Origin of the sequence: Peribacillus huizhouensis, from assembly GCF_014138605.1 — a bacterium.
In the GTDB taxonomy this organism is placed as follows: Bacteria; Bacillota; Bacilli; order Bacillales; family DSM-1321; genus Peribacillus; species Peribacillus huizhouensis.
On record NZ_JACJHX010000001.1, the window covers coordinates 94,216 to 111,819 of the forward strand.

General features: G+C 38.0%; 14 protein-coding genes. All 14 read right to left on the reverse strand.

All coding sequences use genetic code 11. The features are described 5' to 3' along the window. Positions 1-21: 21 nt before the first annotated feature. On the reverse strand, positions 22-1,251 hold the full coding sequence (locus HNP81_RS00435; RefSeq protein ID WP_182501532.1) for a M16 family metallopeptidase: 1,230 nt from the start codon (positions 1,249-1,251) through the stop codon (positions 22-24). Between the two features lie 58 nt (positions 1,252-1,309). Next, positions 1,310-2,266: a polysaccharide deacetylase family protein gene (locus HNP81_RS00440; RefSeq protein ID WP_182501249.1), complete on the reverse strand. Its 957-nt coding sequence runs from the start codon at positions 2,264-2,266 to the stop codon at positions 1,310-1,312. Positions 2,267-2,560: 294 nt separating this feature from the next. Further along, a complete protein-coding gene (gene pnp, locus HNP81_RS00445) occupies positions 2,561-4,678 on the reverse strand; it encodes a polyribonucleotide nucleotidyltransferase (protein ID WP_028392806.1) in 2,118 nt (705 codons plus the stop codon). A gap of 280 nt (positions 4,679-4,958) precedes the next feature. Continuing rightward, positions 4,959-5,228 (reverse strand): 30S ribosomal protein S15, encoded by a 270-nt coding sequence (gene rpsO / locus HNP81_RS00450; protein ID WP_028392807.1) that lies wholly within the window; start codon positions 5,226-5,228, stop codon positions 4,959-4,961. A 127-nt stretch (positions 5,229-5,355) separates the two neighbouring features. Continuing rightward, positions 5,356-6,306 (reverse strand): bifunctional riboflavin kinase/FAD synthetase, encoded by a 951-nt coding sequence (gene ribF / locus HNP81_RS00455; protein WP_028392808.1) that lies wholly within the window; start codon positions 6,304-6,306, stop codon positions 5,356-5,358. Between the two features lie 30 nt (positions 6,307-6,336). Continuing rightward, positions 6,337-7,260 carry a tRNA pseudouridine(55) synthase TruB gene (gene truB / locus HNP81_RS00460; RefSeq protein WP_028392809.1) on the reverse strand — a complete coding sequence of 308 codons (924 nt, stop codon included), beginning with the start codon at positions 7,258-7,260 and terminating at the stop codon, positions 6,337-6,339. Between the two features lie 348 nt (positions 7,261-7,608). Next, a complete protein-coding gene (rbfA, locus tag HNP81_RS00465) occupies positions 7,609-7,974 on the reverse strand; it encodes a 30S ribosome-binding factor RbfA (protein ID WP_028392810.1) in 366 nt (121 codons plus the stop codon). Positions 7,975-7,994: 20 nt separating this feature from the next. Next, the gene (locus HNP81_RS00470; protein ID WP_028392811.1) at positions 7,995-8,276 is read right to left on the reverse strand and encodes a DUF503 domain-containing protein; all 282 of its coding nucleotides are present in this window, start codon (positions 8,274-8,276) and stop codon (positions 7,995-7,997) included. Next, positions 8,273-10,444, reverse strand: a complete 2,172-nt coding sequence (infB, locus tag HNP81_RS00475) for a translation initiation factor IF-2 (protein ID WP_028392812.1) — start codon at positions 10,442-10,444, stop codon at positions 8,273-8,275. The genes HNP81_RS00470 and infB overlap by 4 nt, the downstream gene beginning before the upstream one ends. Positions 10,445-10,463: 19 nt before the next feature. Then, the gene (locus HNP81_RS00480; RefSeq protein ID WP_028392813.1) at positions 10,464-10,763 is read right to left on the reverse strand and encodes a YlxQ family RNA-binding protein; all 300 of its coding nucleotides are present in this window, start codon (positions 10,761-10,763) and stop codon (positions 10,464-10,466) included. Then, the gene (gene rnpM, locus HNP81_RS00485) at positions 10,760-11,035 is read right to left on the reverse strand and encodes an RNase P modulator RnpM (protein WP_034302013.1); all 276 of its coding nucleotides are present in this window, start codon (positions 11,033-11,035) and stop codon (positions 10,760-10,762) included. The genes HNP81_RS00480 and rnpM overlap by 4 nt, the downstream gene beginning before the upstream one ends. A 17-nt stretch (positions 11,036-11,052) precedes the next feature. Beyond that, on the reverse strand, positions 11,053-12,177 hold the full coding sequence (gene nusA / locus HNP81_RS00490) for a transcription termination factor NusA (protein ID WP_028392815.1): 1,125 nt from the start codon (positions 12,175-12,177) through the stop codon (positions 11,053-11,055). A 22-nt stretch (positions 12,178-12,199) separates the two neighbouring features. Then, complete coding sequence (rimP, locus tag HNP81_RS00495; RefSeq protein WP_182501250.1) at positions 12,200-12,673, reverse strand: ribosome maturation factor RimP; 474 nt, start codon at positions 12,671-12,673, stop codon at positions 12,200-12,202. Between the two features lie 308 nt (positions 12,674-12,981). Next, a complete protein-coding gene (locus HNP81_RS00500) occupies positions 12,982-17,292 on the reverse strand; it encodes a PolC-type DNA polymerase III (protein WP_182501534.1) in 4,311 nt (1,436 codons plus the stop codon). Between the last annotated feature and the right edge of the window lie 312 nt (positions 17,293-17,604).

Below are 17,604 nucleotides of genomic sequence, written 5' to 3' on the forward strand. Positions count from 1 at the left end.
GCCCATGAATGTTTTATTAACTTATTTATTCCAGCCTTCTAACGGACTTACTAATGAAGAAGAATAAGAATCGGTGAAAATTTGTTGCGCCATTTTATTTACACTTTCTTCCGTTACTTCATCAATTAATTCTACAATCCGATCAAGAGAACGATGGTTTTCAAGCAGTAGCTCGTTTTTGCCATTTCGACTCATTCTACTATTAGTGCTTTCAAGACTCATCATTAAGCTACCCTTAAGTTGCTCTTTGCTGTTTCTTAGTTCTTTTGCCGAGATTCCTTCCCGCTTAAGCGTTTCTAAAGTCATTTGGATCGTTTCATATAGACTGTCCAACTGATTAGCTCCAGTACCGCCATATATCGTCACTAAACCGCTATCTTGATAACTCGAATGATAGGAATAAACTGAATAGGCCAGACCACGCTGCTCTCGAACCTCTTGGAACAGACGGCTACTCATACTTCCACCTAAAATATTGTTGAGAGTTATTAAACTATACATGTCATCGTGTCCGATGCTCAAGCCTTCAAAACCTAAACATAGATGAGCCTGTTCTGTTTCTTTCTTCTTGGTGAACTGATTTTGATGAAAAAAAGGCTTAATGAGTTCCGATTGAGTATCACCGCCTGTATACGATCCGAAATATCTTTCAACTTCTTGAATCATGCTTTCATCTACATTCCCAGCAATAGAAATAACTACTTTGTCCGGGGTATACATGTCATGTATATATTGTTTTAACGTCTCACTTGTAAACGTAGCAAGCGTTTCTTCTGTCCCAAGGATTGGAAAACCTAGAGGATGTTTTTCATAAACTGCTTCACTTAACAAATCATGGACAATATCATCCGGAGTATCTTCGTACATTTTAATTTCTTCAAGCACTACATTTTTCTCTTTCTTCAATTCTTCTTCGTCAAATGTAGAATTAAAGAACATATCTGAAAGAATTTCAAGAGCATAGCTTGCATGGTTGTCGAGTACTTTTGCATAATAACAAGTATATTCTTTTGATGTAAAGGCATTTACTTGGCCACCAATGCTATCGAAAGATTCAGCAATTTCTCGCGCATTACGAGTAGTCGTCCCTTTAAAGAACATATGCTCCAAAAAATGGGAGATCCCGTTTAATTCTGGTGCTTCATTACGGGAGCCTGTTTTAATCCAAATTCCTATCGCAGCTGAACGAACATGTGGGATGTTTTCAAGTACAATTCTTGTGCCATTTTGACATGTATATTTCTTAATCAATGCACATTCCTCCTTATTCTTTGCTGTAGAAGAAAATGCAAATTGGTACAGCAGCCATTTATTGAATCGTTCTTTTTTCATTAACAGCTTCTGAAACGGTTACAATTTGCAGACCTTTCTTCTTCAATTGTTGAATTAGTTCTTCTAATGACGATGCAGAAGCGTCTGTCGGATGCATCAGGATAAATGCTCCAGAGTGAACTTTACTGAGAACCCTGTTTAGCAAAACATCAGGACTTGGCTTTTGCCAATCAATCGTATCGACACTCCAAAGTATCGTTCCCATCCCAAGACTATTTGCGTCTTCGACTGTTTGATCACGGAAACTCCCACTAGGAGGAGCAAACCACTTCACTTTCTCATCAGTTACAGCTTCAATCACTTCATTTGTTTTTTGCATTTCATTTTTAGCTGCCGATTGAGATAATGTCTTCATATCAGGGTGACTATAAGAATGATTGCCAATTTCATGTTCGCCTTGTTTAATCATTTTCGCTAGTTCTGGATTATTCTTTGTCCATCTGCCCTCCAAAAAGAAGGTAGCCTTAACGTCATTTTCCTTAAGTATGGCAAGCATATCCTGTAAATATTCATTTCCCCATGCCACATTAATTAAAAGTGATACGACGGGTTTTTCAGGATGAGCTCGGTAAATTGGTGCTGGAGTCAAATCGCTTATATGTACGTTAGGTGAAACTTGTGTAAGAACCAATTTTTTTTCATTAAAAACCCCTTTTTCCCTCATTGCTTTATAAGATTCCCTAACGTTTACTTTAAGACCGTTAAGACCAGGTACCGTTTTCCAGATTGAATCAATTCGTGCATCCTGTGGAGCTATTTCATAATCCTTCGCCTTTGATTCAATATCTTGCATAAGCGTGTCACTCTGCTTCACTGCAACAACAGACTGCCCAGTTATTGACTTTACATATACATCTACATATGGATTTTGCACTAATAACCATGATATACCTGCAATGGCACTAAACGCAACTATCTGGCTTAATTTCTTCATTTTTCACCGCTCCTCTCATATAAATAGTATGAGAAGAATGGACAAGGTAGAACGAAAGCCGCTACTGACAAAAATAATAACTCAACTCGTTAAAAAAAATGCAATGTTCTCAAGTGACTATATGTCTACACTCCCGTCCCTTATCTTGTTAAGAAACTGACACCAAGTTTAGACGATGTAAATTGATTACTCAAAACCTAAGGCATCTAGCCCTCGTCAAAGTGTTAAATAGAAAAAAGCATGCAAATTCACAAAGAATCGCATGCATTCATTTTTTCGATATTTTAAACACTCTTAAGCCTGTGATTTTTCTTCACTTTCTTTTTGAGCCTTTAAGATTGCTTTATGAGAAAGATTTACTCTTCCTTGCTTATCGATCTCAACGACTTTAACAGCTAATTCATCGCCTATTTTCACAACGTCCTCAACCTTACCTACACGTTCTTCAGCAAGCTCCGATATGTGAACTAGGCCGTCTTTTCCATTAAAGATTTCAACAAACGCGCCAAATTTTTCAATTCTTTTTACTTTACCAAGATAGACTTCACCAACAACTACTTCACGAACTATATCTTCAATAATTTTCTTCGCTTTTTGGTTCATCTCTTCATCAGTAGAAGCGATAAACACCGTACCATCTTGTTCGATATCAATTTTCACGCCAGTTTCTTCAATAATTTTATTAATATGTTTTCCGCTCGGTCCAATTACATCACGGATCTTATCTGGGTTAATTGCCATCGTTAAAATTTTAGGTGCATATTTAGAAAGACTTTCGCGCGGTGTATTAATAGTTGACATCATTGAATCAAGAATATGCATTCTTCCGCGTTTTGCTTGTTGAAGTGCCTCCTCAAGAATTTCTCTTGATAACCCCTCAATCTTTATATCCATTTGCAGCGCAGTAACACCCTTTGCAGTACCTGCCACTTTAAAGTCCATATCGCCTAAATGATCTTCCATGCCTTGAATATCTGTTAAGATTGTATAATGTTCTCCCGTTTTAACAAGTCCCATTGCAATTCCAGCTACTGGTGCTTTCAATGGAACACCCGCATCCATCATAGCAAGCGTACTTGCACAAATACTTGCTTGTGAAGTCGAACCATTTGATTCAAGTACCTCTGAAACAAGTCGAATTGTATATGGGAAGTCTTTATCATTTGGTATAACTGGCTCTAATGCCCTTTCTCCAAGTGCCCCATGTCCAATTTCACGACGTCCAGCACCACGAATTGGTCCTGTTTCACCTACACTGAAATGAGGGAAATTATAGTGATGCATGAAACGTTTTGATTCTTCAGTACCAAGTCCGTCCAAAATTTGAACATCCCCTAGTGCCCCAAGAGTACAGATAGACAAAGCTTGAGTTTGTCCGCGTGTAAATAATCCTGAACCATGAGTACGAGGAAGGATGTCAATTTCAGAAGAAAGCGGTCTGATCTCATCTGGGTTACGACCGTCTGGGCGTACTTTTTCTTCGGTTATCAAACGACGAACCTCAGATTTCACTAAAATATTTAAGATCTCTTTAATTTGCTTTAATTTATCTTCATCAGTTTCTTCCTCAAATTGCAACAGAACACGGTCTTTTACTTCTTTAATAGCTGCTTCACGAGCATGTTTCTCTTGAACTTGTACGGCTTTATTTAAGTCCGCTTCACATAGACCTTTAATTTCAGCTTCTAGCTCCGCATCTACTTGATACAAAGTGATTGCCATCTTTTCTTTGCCGATTTCAGCAACGATTTTTTCTTGAAATTCAATTAATTTCTTAATTTCATCATGTCCAAACATAATGGCTTCAAGCATCGTTTCTTCAGGTACTTCATTAGCCCCTGCTTCAACCATATTAATCGCGTCTTTCGTTCCAGCTACAGTCAAATTAATATCACTTTGAGCAAGCTGATCTACATTCGGATTAACGATGAATTTCCCATCAATTCTACCAACAACTACACCAGCGATCGGCCCTTCAAACGGAATATCTGAAACGGATAACGCAAGAGATGATCCTAGCATTGCTGCCATTTCAGATGAACAATCTTGATCCACGCTCATTACCATACTGATAACTTGCACATCATTTCTAAACCCATCCGCAAATAAAGGTCGGATCGGACGGTCAATCAAACGACTCGCTAAAATAGCTCTTTCGCTCGGTCTTCCTTCACGCTTAATAAATCCACCTGGTATTTTTCCAACTGCATATAATCTTTCTTCATAATTTACAGTCAAAGGAAAAAAGTCAACATTTTTTGGTTCCTTTGAAGCGGTAGCTGTACTTAAAACAACTGTTTCTCCATATCTTACAAGTACGGCACCATTCGCCTGTTTTGCCAATTGGCCAATTTCAACAGTTAATGATCTTCCGGCCCATTCGTATGAATACGTATGTTTGTTCTGTCCCATCTTTCAATTAAACCCCTCTCTGGATCTTCACTTTAGAGGCCTGGTCGTTTCCACCTAAACCTTATCTAAAATCTTAATAACATATATGTCAAATTAATAAAACATTCATAACCAAACTATTCCTATTATGCACGAAATAAATAAGCATTAACAGCAAAATAGAGTATATTTGAAAAAAACAAGACTTTTTTTCAAATAACCTCTCTTTTACACATTATGTAAAAAGACTTTTGTCTTCAAACATCAAAAAAGCGGGAAAATCTCCCGCTTTTTCGAATAATTATCGGCGTAGGCCTAATTTATTAATTAATGTACGGTAGCGAGTAACATCTTTATTACGAAGGTAAGTAAGAAGATTACGACGTTTACCAACCATTTTAAGAAGACCGCGGCGTGAATGGTGGTCTTTTTTATGAGTGCGTAAGTGACCGTTCAAGTTATTGATTTCTTCAGTTAATACTGCAATCTGAACCTCTGGTGATCCAGTGTCAGTGTCGTGAGTGCGGTACTCAGCGATAAGTTCGTTTTTACGTAATTGTGTAATTGCCATTGTTATTTCCTCCTAAAGTTTCTGTAAAATCCCCAATTACTGAGCCAGCGTCGGAGACTCGCTTAGCCAAGCAACGGTTATTTTCATACTTAAATATCATACAACCTTTTTTTACAAAATGCAAGTTCTATTCTTCTATATGCGCGAAATACTCGATTGCATCCATTTTATCTATCTCAATCTGTTGAACTAATTGTTCTAGTCCATCAAACTTTTGCTCACTACGGAGCCTTTTATGCCATTCGACCGTGACCTCTTCTCCATATATAACTCGATCAAAGCCAAGCACATGGACTTCAACAGATGGATACTTAGGTCTCTCCTCATGGAAGGTTGGCTTATACCCTACATTGCAAACACCATTAAACCACTTATGATCAATTTGAATTTTCACAGCGTACACACCTGTAGATGGGAATATGTATCGATCCTTAATGTCGATATTTGCAGTAGGAAATCCAAGCTTCCTTCCACGTTTCTCACCGTGTATTACAGTACCACGGACAGAATACCATCTTCCTGTTAACTTATTAAAGTCAATAAAGTCTCCTTCTTGTAAAGTCTTTCTTAACTTTGTTGAACTAATTTTCTCATCTGCCATTGTTTGCTTTTCAACAACAGTTTGCGTAAATTGACCTTTTGAATGAACCGAAAGCGTGTCCATCGTTCCTTCGCCAAACCTACCATATGAGAAATCAAACCCTGCTACAACATGAATTGTACGAAGGTTGATTAAATAATCATCCACAAATTGTTGAGGTGTTAGCATTGCGAATTCTTTTGTAAAATGGATAACAAAAACATAATCGACACCAAGCTTTTCAATAATCTCTATCTTTTCTTGCAACGGTGTAATATATTGGACCGATTGCTTGTCGTTACCGAGTACGGCAGATGGATGGGGGTCAAAGGTCATCACTGCTGATTTAGCATCCATCCTCATTGCTGCATCTTTTGCCGTCTGAATCACTTTCTGATGTCCAATATGTATGCCATCAAAAAATCCAAGCGCAATAACTATAGGTGGAAATTCTTCAGGATTAAATATTTGAGGATGTTCTATTGTAATTACTTTCACGATTAAATCTCCTCTTTCTCCCGGTAAACCTCACAGTTCATCTATTACCAAAACTTTAACTGGTTTGATTACTTGATCTTTTACGGGATGCACTTGATAAATTGCTAAGGCTCTTCCATTTTCATTTATCATGACAAAAGGTTCACCTTTAGCATAAGCCAAATCATCCGGCTGCGTTAAAACCGCACCGTTTAGGATTTTCATTGCTACTTTATCATTAATCTGATATTTCGGCAAATGATAAAGACCACGTTCTAATGGCAGCAAAAATTCCTTTTCTTTTCCTTCTTCGAATAGGTTTTTCACTTCTTCAAGCGTTTTGCAATCATTTAATGTAAATCCTGCTGATTCGATTCGAATTAAACTAGACATATGCGCTGGGTATCCGAGGCGTTCTCCCATCATGACAGCAAGCGTTCGGATATAAGTCCCTTTACTGCACTTCACCTTAAATTTAAATGAAATGGTATCCCCCTCAAAAACTTCACGATCATCGAGTAATGTTAATTCATGAATGGTCACTTCTCTTGAAGGCCTTTCGACCTCAATCCCAGCTCTGGCATATTCATATAATTTCTTGCCATTCACCTTCACAGCAGAATACATCGGTGGTGTTTGGGTGATTAGACCCGTTAAAGATTGAAACACTTCTAGGATACGTTCTCTAGTAATTACATCAGAAATAATTACTTCGTCCAGTTTTTCACCACTGCTATCTTCAGTAGTCGTTGAATAACCGAGCGTAATTTCACCTTCATATGCTTTTCCAGCGTCTGTAATATATTCAGCAATTTTCGTTGCCCTGCCGATACAAATAGGCAAGACACCTGTAACATCCGGGTCAAGAGTGCCAGTATGACCTACTTTCTTTGTTTTTAAGATTTTTCGAAGTTTAAAAACACAGTCATGCGAGGTCATTCCTTTTGGTTTTAATAAAGGCAAAATACCTTCCATTTTTGACACCTCTATTCATTTTGGTTGAAGGACATGGGGACGGGGCTTCACGACTTGTTAATACAGCCAAACTACTTAGCAAGGTATACTTATAGAATCGAGACAGCATCCGACATTCCAGCACCACACCGCCAATATTTATGATTAGGCGAGTGTAAAGTGCTTAATGATATATCCCTCATGATAAATGGTGGCGTGTTAACGCCATATTCATTTTGTATTCTCTTAATTTTTGGCAGAAAAAAAGATAGACGAATTGTCTACCTGTTTTTAAAAAGAAAAAAATGATGAATGTGGATGCCCCAAAAAGGTCTAACCTTTACGTTATGGGGCACCCTCATTCGGTTGTTATTCTTCGTCTTTATTAGCAGGCTTTTCTGAATGAATCTGAGTAATAAGTGATTCGATTCGATTTCCATAAGCAACCGATTCATCAAATTCAAAAGAAATTTCTGGAGTTTTCCTCAAGCGGATTCTCTGGCCTATTTCTGAACGGATGAAACCTGTTGCTTTTGAAAGACCCTTTAACGTATTTTCTTTTTGCTCTTCATCGCCAAGTACTGAGATATAGACAGTTGCTTGTTGAAGATCACCCGTAACAGCAACATCTGTTACCGTAACAAAACCAATCCGAGGGTCTTTTATTTTACGACCGATAATTTCACTTAACTCTTTCTTCATTTGCTCGCCGACACGATTCGCACGAAGGCTCATTTACATCACCTCGCTTTTACCTATAGCCATTCAATATCTGTTAGTGTTCGTTCTAATTCCGGAAAGGAATCTAGAAATTGCAGGGCATTCTGTATTTCTCTCTCAGTTGCTTTCCGAGAAGAGGTCACCGCTACGATGGCAATTTGTGTTCTTTGCCACGTATCTTGGAAACCTACTTCGCTTACAGAAATATTGAATTTCTGCTTTAGCCTTGTCAGCACTCTTTGTAAGACAGCCCTTTTATCCTTCAAAGAATGAGCGTCGTATATGATGCATTCACAAACGACAGAACTGATTATCATTTTCGCTCTATTTCTTGCATCACGTAAGCTTCAATGATATCTCCCTCTTTAAGGTCATTAAAGTTCTTAATCGTGATTCCACATTCATAGTTTTGTGCAACTTCTTTAACATCATCTTTAAATCGTTTTAATGTATCTAATTCGCCTTCAAAGACAACAATACCTTGTCTAATTAGACGTACGCTGCTGTCTCGGGTAATTTTCCCATCCGTTACATAGGAACCAGCAATTGTACCAATTTTAGAAACTTTGAATGTTGTACGTACTTCTGCTTGACCAATCACTTTTTCTTCAAATTCAGGATCAAGCATTCCTTTCATCGCTGCTTCGATTTCTTCGATCGCTTTGTAAATAATACGGTGAAGACGAATATCAACATTCTCTGTTTCTGCTGCTCGCTTAGCATTCGCATCAGGGCGAACATTGAATCCAATGACAATCGCATTAGAGGCAGAGGCAAGAATAATATCAGACTCTGAAATTGCACCTACACCAGAGTGAATGATTTTCACTTTAGCGCCTTCTACTTCAATTTTTTGAAGTGATGCCGCAACTGCTTCTGCCGATCCTTGAACATCAGCTTTCAAAACGATATTCAGTTCTTTTATTTCTCCTTGTTTCATTTGCTCAAACAAGTTATCAAGTGTAACAACAGATTTTTCATTACGTGATGAAGCCAATTGTCTTTGAGCACGTGTTTCCCCAACTTGACGGGCTGTTTTTTCATCTTCAAAAACGATAAAACGATCCCCTGCATCCGGAACCTCATTCAAACCTGTGATTTCGACTGGTGTTGATGGACCAGCTTCTTTCACGCGGCGACCAAGATCGTTAACCATTGCGCGTACACGTCCGAATGAATTACCAACTACAATCGGATCTCCAATTTTAAGAGTACCGTTTTGAACGAGCAACGTAGCAACTGTTCCACGGCCTTTATCCAGACGAGATTCAATTACCGTACCAACTGCTCTACGTTTTGGATTTGCTTTATATTCTTCTACTTCACTAACAAGCAAGACCATTTCAAGTAAACTGTCAATTCCTTCACCTTGTTTAGCAGAAATTGGAACAAAAATCGTATCCCCGCCCCACGCCTCAGAAACAAGACCGTGTTCTGTTAATTCCTGCATGACCCGATCAGGATTAGCAGATTCTTTATCCATCTTATTCACGGCAACGATAATTGGCACCTCTGCTGCTTTAGCATGGTTAATTGCCTCAACCGTTTGTGGCATTACGCCATCATCAGCAGCTACAACTAGAATGGTAATATCGGTAACTTGCGCACCACGCGCACGCATTGTAGTGAACGCAGCATGCCCAGGTGTATCTAAGAACGTAATCTTCTTACCACTAACTTCAACTTGATATGCACCGATATGCTGTGTAATTCCACCAGCTTCTCCCTCTGTTACTTTTGTGTTACGAATTGAGTCTAGTAGTGTCGTTTTCCCATGGTCAACATGTCCCATAATCGTAACAACTGATGGACGTTCAATCGTATTTTCTGGATCATCTTCAGTAACAAGTGATTCAAGATCTGTTAAATCAACTAAGATTTCTTCTTCTACCTCAACACCATATTCACCAGCAATCAATTCAATTGCATCTTTGTCTAATGTTTGGTTGATGGTAGCCATTACACCAAGCATAAATAGCTTTTTGATAATTTCCGATGGCTCACGGTGTAATTTTTTAGCAAGTTCTTGTACAGTTAATGATTCAACAAACGTAATTTTAGCAGGTAGCTCACGTTCTTTTCTCTTTTGAACCGGAGCTTGTGTTTGAGTTTGGGTTCTGCCTTTATTGTTTTTATTACGATTATTGAAATTACTTTTACCTCTATTGGAGTTGTTTTTTTGTCCGCCTTGAGGGGTAGTTTTGCCTGCAACCGGCTTAACAGGTGGTTTTTTCTTCACCTTTTCCTTATTAACCGTATTGCTTTTCTCATTTGCTTCTTCTTCATATTTTTCCACAGTAGTAGAAGTAGTATTCGACTGCTGTGTTTTTGGTTTTATTGAATGATTTAATTTATCAATCGTAGAATCGTCTAATGTTGTCATATGGTTGGATACCTCTATATTCATTTCTTTGAGTTTATTAATTACATCCTTGCTTGAAACGTTCTTTTGTTTTGCATATTCATGTACACGTATTTTAGTCATACGTTCACCCCCGTAAAATTTAATCGAGCAACGTTTGGAGTTTTCTTGCAAAACCTTCATCTAAGACAGCGACAGTAACCCGCGCATCTTTTCCTATCGCTTGACCGAGCAAAAATCGATTTTCGACTTTTTTTATAGGAACCTGATAATACAAGCATTTATCAGTAATTTTTTTTTCTGTATTGGGAGAAGCATCGCAAGCCAAGATGACTAGTTTTGCTTTACCACTTCTCACTTCTTTTACAACTAATTCTTCTCCTGAAATTAGTTTACGCGCTCGATTTGCTAAACCTAGTAGAGACATCCATTGTTGTATCATCTTGTAGAAGTATTCTCCTTATCCACTAATTCAAGTAGCTGTTCATAAATGGAAGGATCGATTGCCGCATTTAGTTGGTTGGCCAAGATATTTTTCTTCTTGGCTAGCATAATCGTTTCTTTATCCAAAGTTAAATAAGCACCACGCCCTGCTTTTTTTCCTGTAGGGTCAATGCTCACTTCTCCTTCTTTTGATCGAACGATTCGCATCAACTCTTTTTTCGGCTTCATTTCACCAGTTGCAACACATTTGCGCATTGGTATTTTTTTCATAATCGATCACCTCTATCTTATTCGTCATCTTCGACAAATTCATCTTCATTAACGTAGCTGTCTCTACTTAATAAAAACTCTTGCTCCTCCACAGGATAGATTCCTGCTTCACGAGCTTCTGTTTCACTTTTAATATCAATTTTCCAACCAGTCAATTTTGCTGCTAATCGTGCATTTTGTCCTCGTTTCCCAATTGCAAGTGAGAGCTGGTAATCAGGTACAATAACCGTTGTTGCTTTTTCTGCTTCTTCAACGATTACTTCTAGCACCTTTGAAGGGCTAAGTGCGTTAGCGACAAATACGACCGGATCTTCTGACCAATTAACGATATCGATTTTTTCGCCTTTAAGCTCGTTAACAATCGCTTGAACCCGTTGTCCTTTTTGACCCACACATGAGCCAACCGGATCAACCTCTTCATTATCAGAATGAACGGATATTTTAGAGCGATCGCCCGCTTCACGCGCAACCGATTTGATTTCTACTGTTCCATCAAAAATCTCTGGAACTTCAATTTCAAATAAACGCTTTAATAGACCAGGATGTGTGCGTGAGACGAAAATTTGCGGACCTTTTGATGTTTTTTCAACTTTTGTGATAAATACTTTAATTCGATCATGTGGTTTATAATGCTCATTTGGCATTTGTTCACTAATAGGAAGTAATGCTTCAATTTTTCCTAGACTAACATAAATAAACCGAGAATCATGACGTTGAACAATTCCGGTCATAATGTCTTCTTCACGGTCAATGAATTCTGAATAAATGATACCGCGTTCTGCTTCACGTACTCGTTGTGTGACGACTTGCTTAGCAGTTTGTGCTGCAATCCTTCCAAAATCCTTCGGTGTAACTTCTAGCTCCACAACATCTTCGAGTTGATAGCTAGGATTAATTTGTTTTGCTTCTTCCAAAGAAATTTCAAGTCGTGCATCGAACACCTGATCCACAACATCTTTTCTGGCAAATACTCTCATTGAACCTTTTTCAAAATTTAAATCAATACGAACATTTTGCGCCTGATTAAAATTTCGACGGTAAGCTGAGATCAATGCTGCCTCGATGGCATCAATCAGAACTTCCTTTGAAATACCTTTATCTTTTTCTAAAACATTGAGAGCATCCAATAACTCACTGCTCATGGTTGTTCCCCCTTAATATTTTTTAAGAAAATGTAACGGCTAGTCTTGCTTTAGCAACCTTCTCAAAAGGGATTACTACCGTTTTCTTTCTAGTTTTAATTTTCACTTCTATCACTACTTCTTGTCCATCAAAGCTTTTCAAGATACCTTCAAATTCTTTTTCATCCAAAATTGGTTCATATGTTTTTATGTAAACATTTTTCCCAAGTGCTTTATGAAAATCCTTCTCTTTTTTCAAAGGCCTCTCTGCTCCAGGTGACGATACTTCAAGGAAATAGTTTTGCGGAATTGGATCTGTTTCGTCCAGCTTTTCGCCTAATTTTTCACTTACTGTGCCACAGTCTTCAATGTCTACACCAGTTTCTTTGTCAATATAGACACGAAGGAACCAACTTTTACCTTCTTTGACATACTCGACTTCTACCAATTCAAGTGCCAATTCATCTAAAATTGGAATCACAAGTTCCTCTACGGTTTCCGTTACTTTTTTACTCATTCGTTTCCTCCATACATGGTCCGTATACATATCTTTGTAATGGATTCAAAAATTTAGTCAATTACAACACGAAAGAGTGGGTTTCCCCACTCTTTCCATTGGTTCTGCTTAGTATTTCCAATAAAAATATACCATAGTCAAGGGATTTTTGCAAATAAAGTACAACCTTTGTTCGTTTAATTCCCTGATACTATAAGGTTTAGCGAATATAATGCTTCATTTATCTCTATTATTGAACATTTTTTTGAAACAGAGTATTAAATACTCCATCACCTAGCAAAATCATTTGCAACAACAAAGTATGGTTATCAGAACAGAGAGAGTTGGTTTTGGTCAGGCAATGATTCTAAGCAGCCTTGCTTATCCAAGTACTCTAGAATGGTTTTTGAAACCTTTCCACGCTGTTGCAGATCCTCTTTAGAAAGAAATTCTCCAACTTCACGGGCACGAACTATATTAATTGCTGCATTCGTTCCAAGTCCAGGAATGGAATTGAATGGCGGAATTAGTGATTTCCCTTCAATAAGGAACTCATCTGCACTTGATTTATACAAATCAACTTTACTGAACGAAAAGCCCCGTTCACACATTTCAAGTGCTAATTCTAGTACTGTCAGCGTATTTTTTTCCTTGGTTGAAGCATCAAGCCCTTTCGCATTTATTTCTTCTACTTTTGAACGAATGGCTTGTGAACCTCTTGTCATAGCCTCGATTTCAAAATCTTCGGCTCTAACAGTGAAATAGGCTGCATAATACAATAATGGCAAATGTACTTTGAAATAAGCGATTCGCACTGCCATTAATACATATGCAGCTGCGTGAGCTTTCGGGAACATATATTTTATTTTTTTACAAGAATCAATATACCATTCAGGAACTTCATTTTCCCTCATGCTTGCTTCGAATTCTTCAGTGAGTCCTTTCCCTTTACGAACAGATTCCATAATTTTAAATGCAAGGGAAGGTTCTAGACCTTGATAAATTAAATACACCATAATATCATCCCGGCAGCCAATAACTTCACTTAGTGTACAAATTCGGTTATGAATCAGCTCTTGTGCATTTCCAAGCCATACATCGGTACCATGTGATAATCCAGAAATCTGAACGAGTTCTGAGAATGTCGTTGGTTTTGTATCTTCAAGCATTTGACGGACAAATCGGGTTCCGAATTCCGGAATGCCAAGCGTTCCTGTTTTACACATAATCTGGTCTTCAGTAACCCCAAGCGACTCTGTTCCACTGAATATTTTCATTACTTCAGGATCATCAGTTGGTACTGTTTTTGGATCAATTCCGCTCAAATCTTGCAGCATTCTTATTACTGTAGGATCATCATGTCCAAGAATATCAAGTTTAAGAATATTATCATGAATAGAATGAAAATCAAAGTGAGTCGTTTTCCATTCAGAATTACGGTCATCCGCTGGAAATTGGATAGGTGTAAAGTCGTAAATATCCATATAATTTGGTACTACGATAATCCCTCCTGGATGCTGCCCACTCGTTCTTTTTACGCCCGTACATCCAGCAACAAGACGATCGGTTTCGGCACCGCGCATATGAAGATTGTTATCTGAAGAATATCCTTTTACATAGCCGTATGCGGTCTTTTCAGCAACCGTACCAATGGTCCCAGCACGAAAAACATAATCTTCTCCAAATAATACCTTTGTATAGTTATGAGCATTCGGTTGGTATTCACCGGAAAAGTTCAAATCGATATCGGGTACCTTATCTCCATTAAATCCTAGAAAGGTTTCAAACGGGATATCTTGGCCGTCTTTTTTATAACTTGTACCACAGTCTGGACAGTCTTTATCCGGTAAGTCAAATCCAGAACTTACTGAACCATCATTGAAAAACTCGGATTTTTTACAGTTTGGACAAACATAATGTGGTGGAAGTGGATTGACCTCGGTAATTTCCGTCATTGTTGCAACTAACGATGAACCAACGGATCCCCGTGAACCAACGAGATAGCCATCATCAAGAGATTTTTTTACGAGCTTATGAGAAATTAAGTAAATTACAGCAAAACCATGGCCGATGATACTTGTTAATTCTTTTTCAAGCCGCGCTTTTACGATTTCAGGAAGTTCATCGCCGTAGATACTTCGTGCCATACTATAGCTCATTTCTCGCATCTCATCATCTGCACCTTCAATTTTCGGTGTATACAGATCATCTTTAATCGGCTTAATATCGTCAATCATGTCTGCAATCTTATTCGTGTTTTCAACAACAATTTTCTGAGCTTGATCTTTACCTAGAAACTCAAAGTTCTTCAACATTTCATCCGTCGTTCGGAAATGAACATCCGGCAATTTGTGACGATTTAGCGGATTGGCGCCACCTTGTGAGTTTACTAATATTTTGCGATAGATTTTATCATTCGGCTCAAGATAATGAACATTACCTGTTGCAACAACGGGTTTATCTAACTTTTCCCCAAGTTTCACAATATTAGTAAGAATTCCTTCCAACGATTTTTCATCGCGAATATATTCCATTTCAATCATATGTTGATAAACATCTTTAGGATGAACCTCGAGATAATCGTAGAATTCGGCAATCTCGGTAACTTCGTCGAATCCCTTCTGCATCATCCCCTCAAACACTTCACCTTTATCACATCCGGAACCAATCAAAATTCCTTCACGAAACTTTTTCAGCTTTGATCGTGGAATCCGAGGCACTCGATAAAAATAATCGATATGTGATAGAGACACAAGCTTAAACAAATTCTTCAATCCCTCTTGGGTCTGGGCGATGAGTGTGCAGTGATAAGGTCTTGAACGTTGAAATGCATTTCCTGCACCCATATGCTCATTAAATTGGTCATGATAAAGGATTTCTTTTTCCGTTGCATCTTTTAGCATTTTTAATAGTAAATATCCTGTCGCTTCAGCATCATAAATGGCCCTATGATGTTGGGTCAGTTCAATATCGAACTTTTTAGCTAACGTATTCAAACGATGATTTTTGAATTCAGGATATAGAAAGCGACCTAATTCTAATGTATCTATGACAGGATTTGTAGCTTTTGGATGCCCAATCTTTTTATAACCGACATTTAAAAATCCCATATCAAAGCTTGCATTATGAGCAACTAAAATAGCATCTTCGGTCCAATTTCGAAAGTTCTCAAGTACTTCGGATACTTCCGGAGCATTTTCTACTAAGTCATCCGTAATACCAGTCAAATCAATGGTCGTCGCTGATAAAGGATGATGTGGGTTTGCAAATGATTCAAAGCGGTCAATGATTTCACCGTTTTGTATTTTCACAGCTGCTAGCTCAATGATCGTATCATAAACAGCGGATAAACCAGTTGTTTCAACATCAAACACTACATACGTATCTTCTTCGAGCAGACGATGCGCATCGTTATAGGCAATCGGCACCCCGTCATCGACTAAATTCGCTTCTACCCCATAAAGAATTTTAATATCATTTTTCTTTCCAGCACTAAATGCTTCTGGAAATGATTGAACACCGCCATGATCCGTTATCGCTATTGCTCGATGCCCCCATTTCTTCGCTTGTGTTACGAGCGCAGAAACCGGAGAGACTGCATCCATTTGACTCATTGGCGTGTGAAGATGGAGTTCTACCCGCTTCTCACCTTCTGGCGCCTTGTCGATACGCCCTTGCTTCGTAATTTCGTTTATATCATTTGCCATCATAACTAAATCACGAATGAAAGTATCCGTTTGGATACTTCCTTGAGCACGAACCCACATGCCTTTTTTCACTCTGGCCAAAATAGCTGCATCTTCTTTGTCTCTAGAGAACACCTTCACAATAATTGAGCTTGTATAATCCGTTACTTTAAAAGTGAGTAATGTTCTGCCGCTTCTAAGCTCTTTGACTTCAGCATCGAACACATAGCCTTCAATCGCAATTCTTCGTTCTTCTTCAATGATTTGTTCAAGACGTCTAAAATCAGCATCATCTTTAATTGTATAGCCGATTTTAACAGGTCCTTCATATTGAGCACCTTCTGCTGATTTTTCACTTTCCTTCTTCTGCATTTCAAGCAGTGCTGCCAAACCTTTTTCTTCATCTTCTTTTTGTTTTTCTCTTAAGAATTGCTGATAATCATTATTTGAGTTAATTTCTGCTACTTCTGCTTCAAGTGACATAGGAGGGAATCCCAATGTTTGATAAGTATTAGAAATTAAACTTGAATACTTTTTCTTTAATTGCCCTGCTTCTGCTTCGTTGCGAGCAGAAACAATAATGCGATGACCTACAATTTTTGGCTCTTGCTCATTTAAAAGCGAGAGCAATGCTGGGGAAATCCCTTGAAGTTCACTTAAACAGTTTTTCCAGTATTCCTTTACTAATTCTTCCGTAACCTTTGGTTGAAGCACACTAAAGCTAAATGATACTTTAGCAATGTGAGCAAATGTACTTGCAAGCTGATGAGAAAATTTTGCATGGATACGGGAAGGAATTAATTCTTCAAGTTTGAAAACAAAATGCCAACTCTTTGATTCCCTTTCAATCAATAGCTTCTCAATCTCCGCACCATAGAAATACTGTACAATTGCATCATCAGTTAACTCAAGTTGCCTGAGCAAAAGTTGAAATCTCTCTCGACCGTTGTTCATTTGTTGATTCAATTGTATCCTCCTTCTTTCACTTACGTATTTCAATATAAAGAAACGGCCCGAGGCCTTCATGTTCGAAATGTAACAGAGGTAATTATACCATAACAAGAATATAGTTATTATTATTTAGGATCTAAAACTCTGATTATACTTCCCCATTATTTCTTTGTAAGATTATCGTTTATTTCTATGTTTAAATCGTTTTTCCAATCGTTTTTAGTACATAGAAAAAGAGGTATCCCAAAGCAAAGGGCCAGACTCCGCAACAACTAAATGCAGTATAAGATTCGTGTATAAAACACTAGATACTGA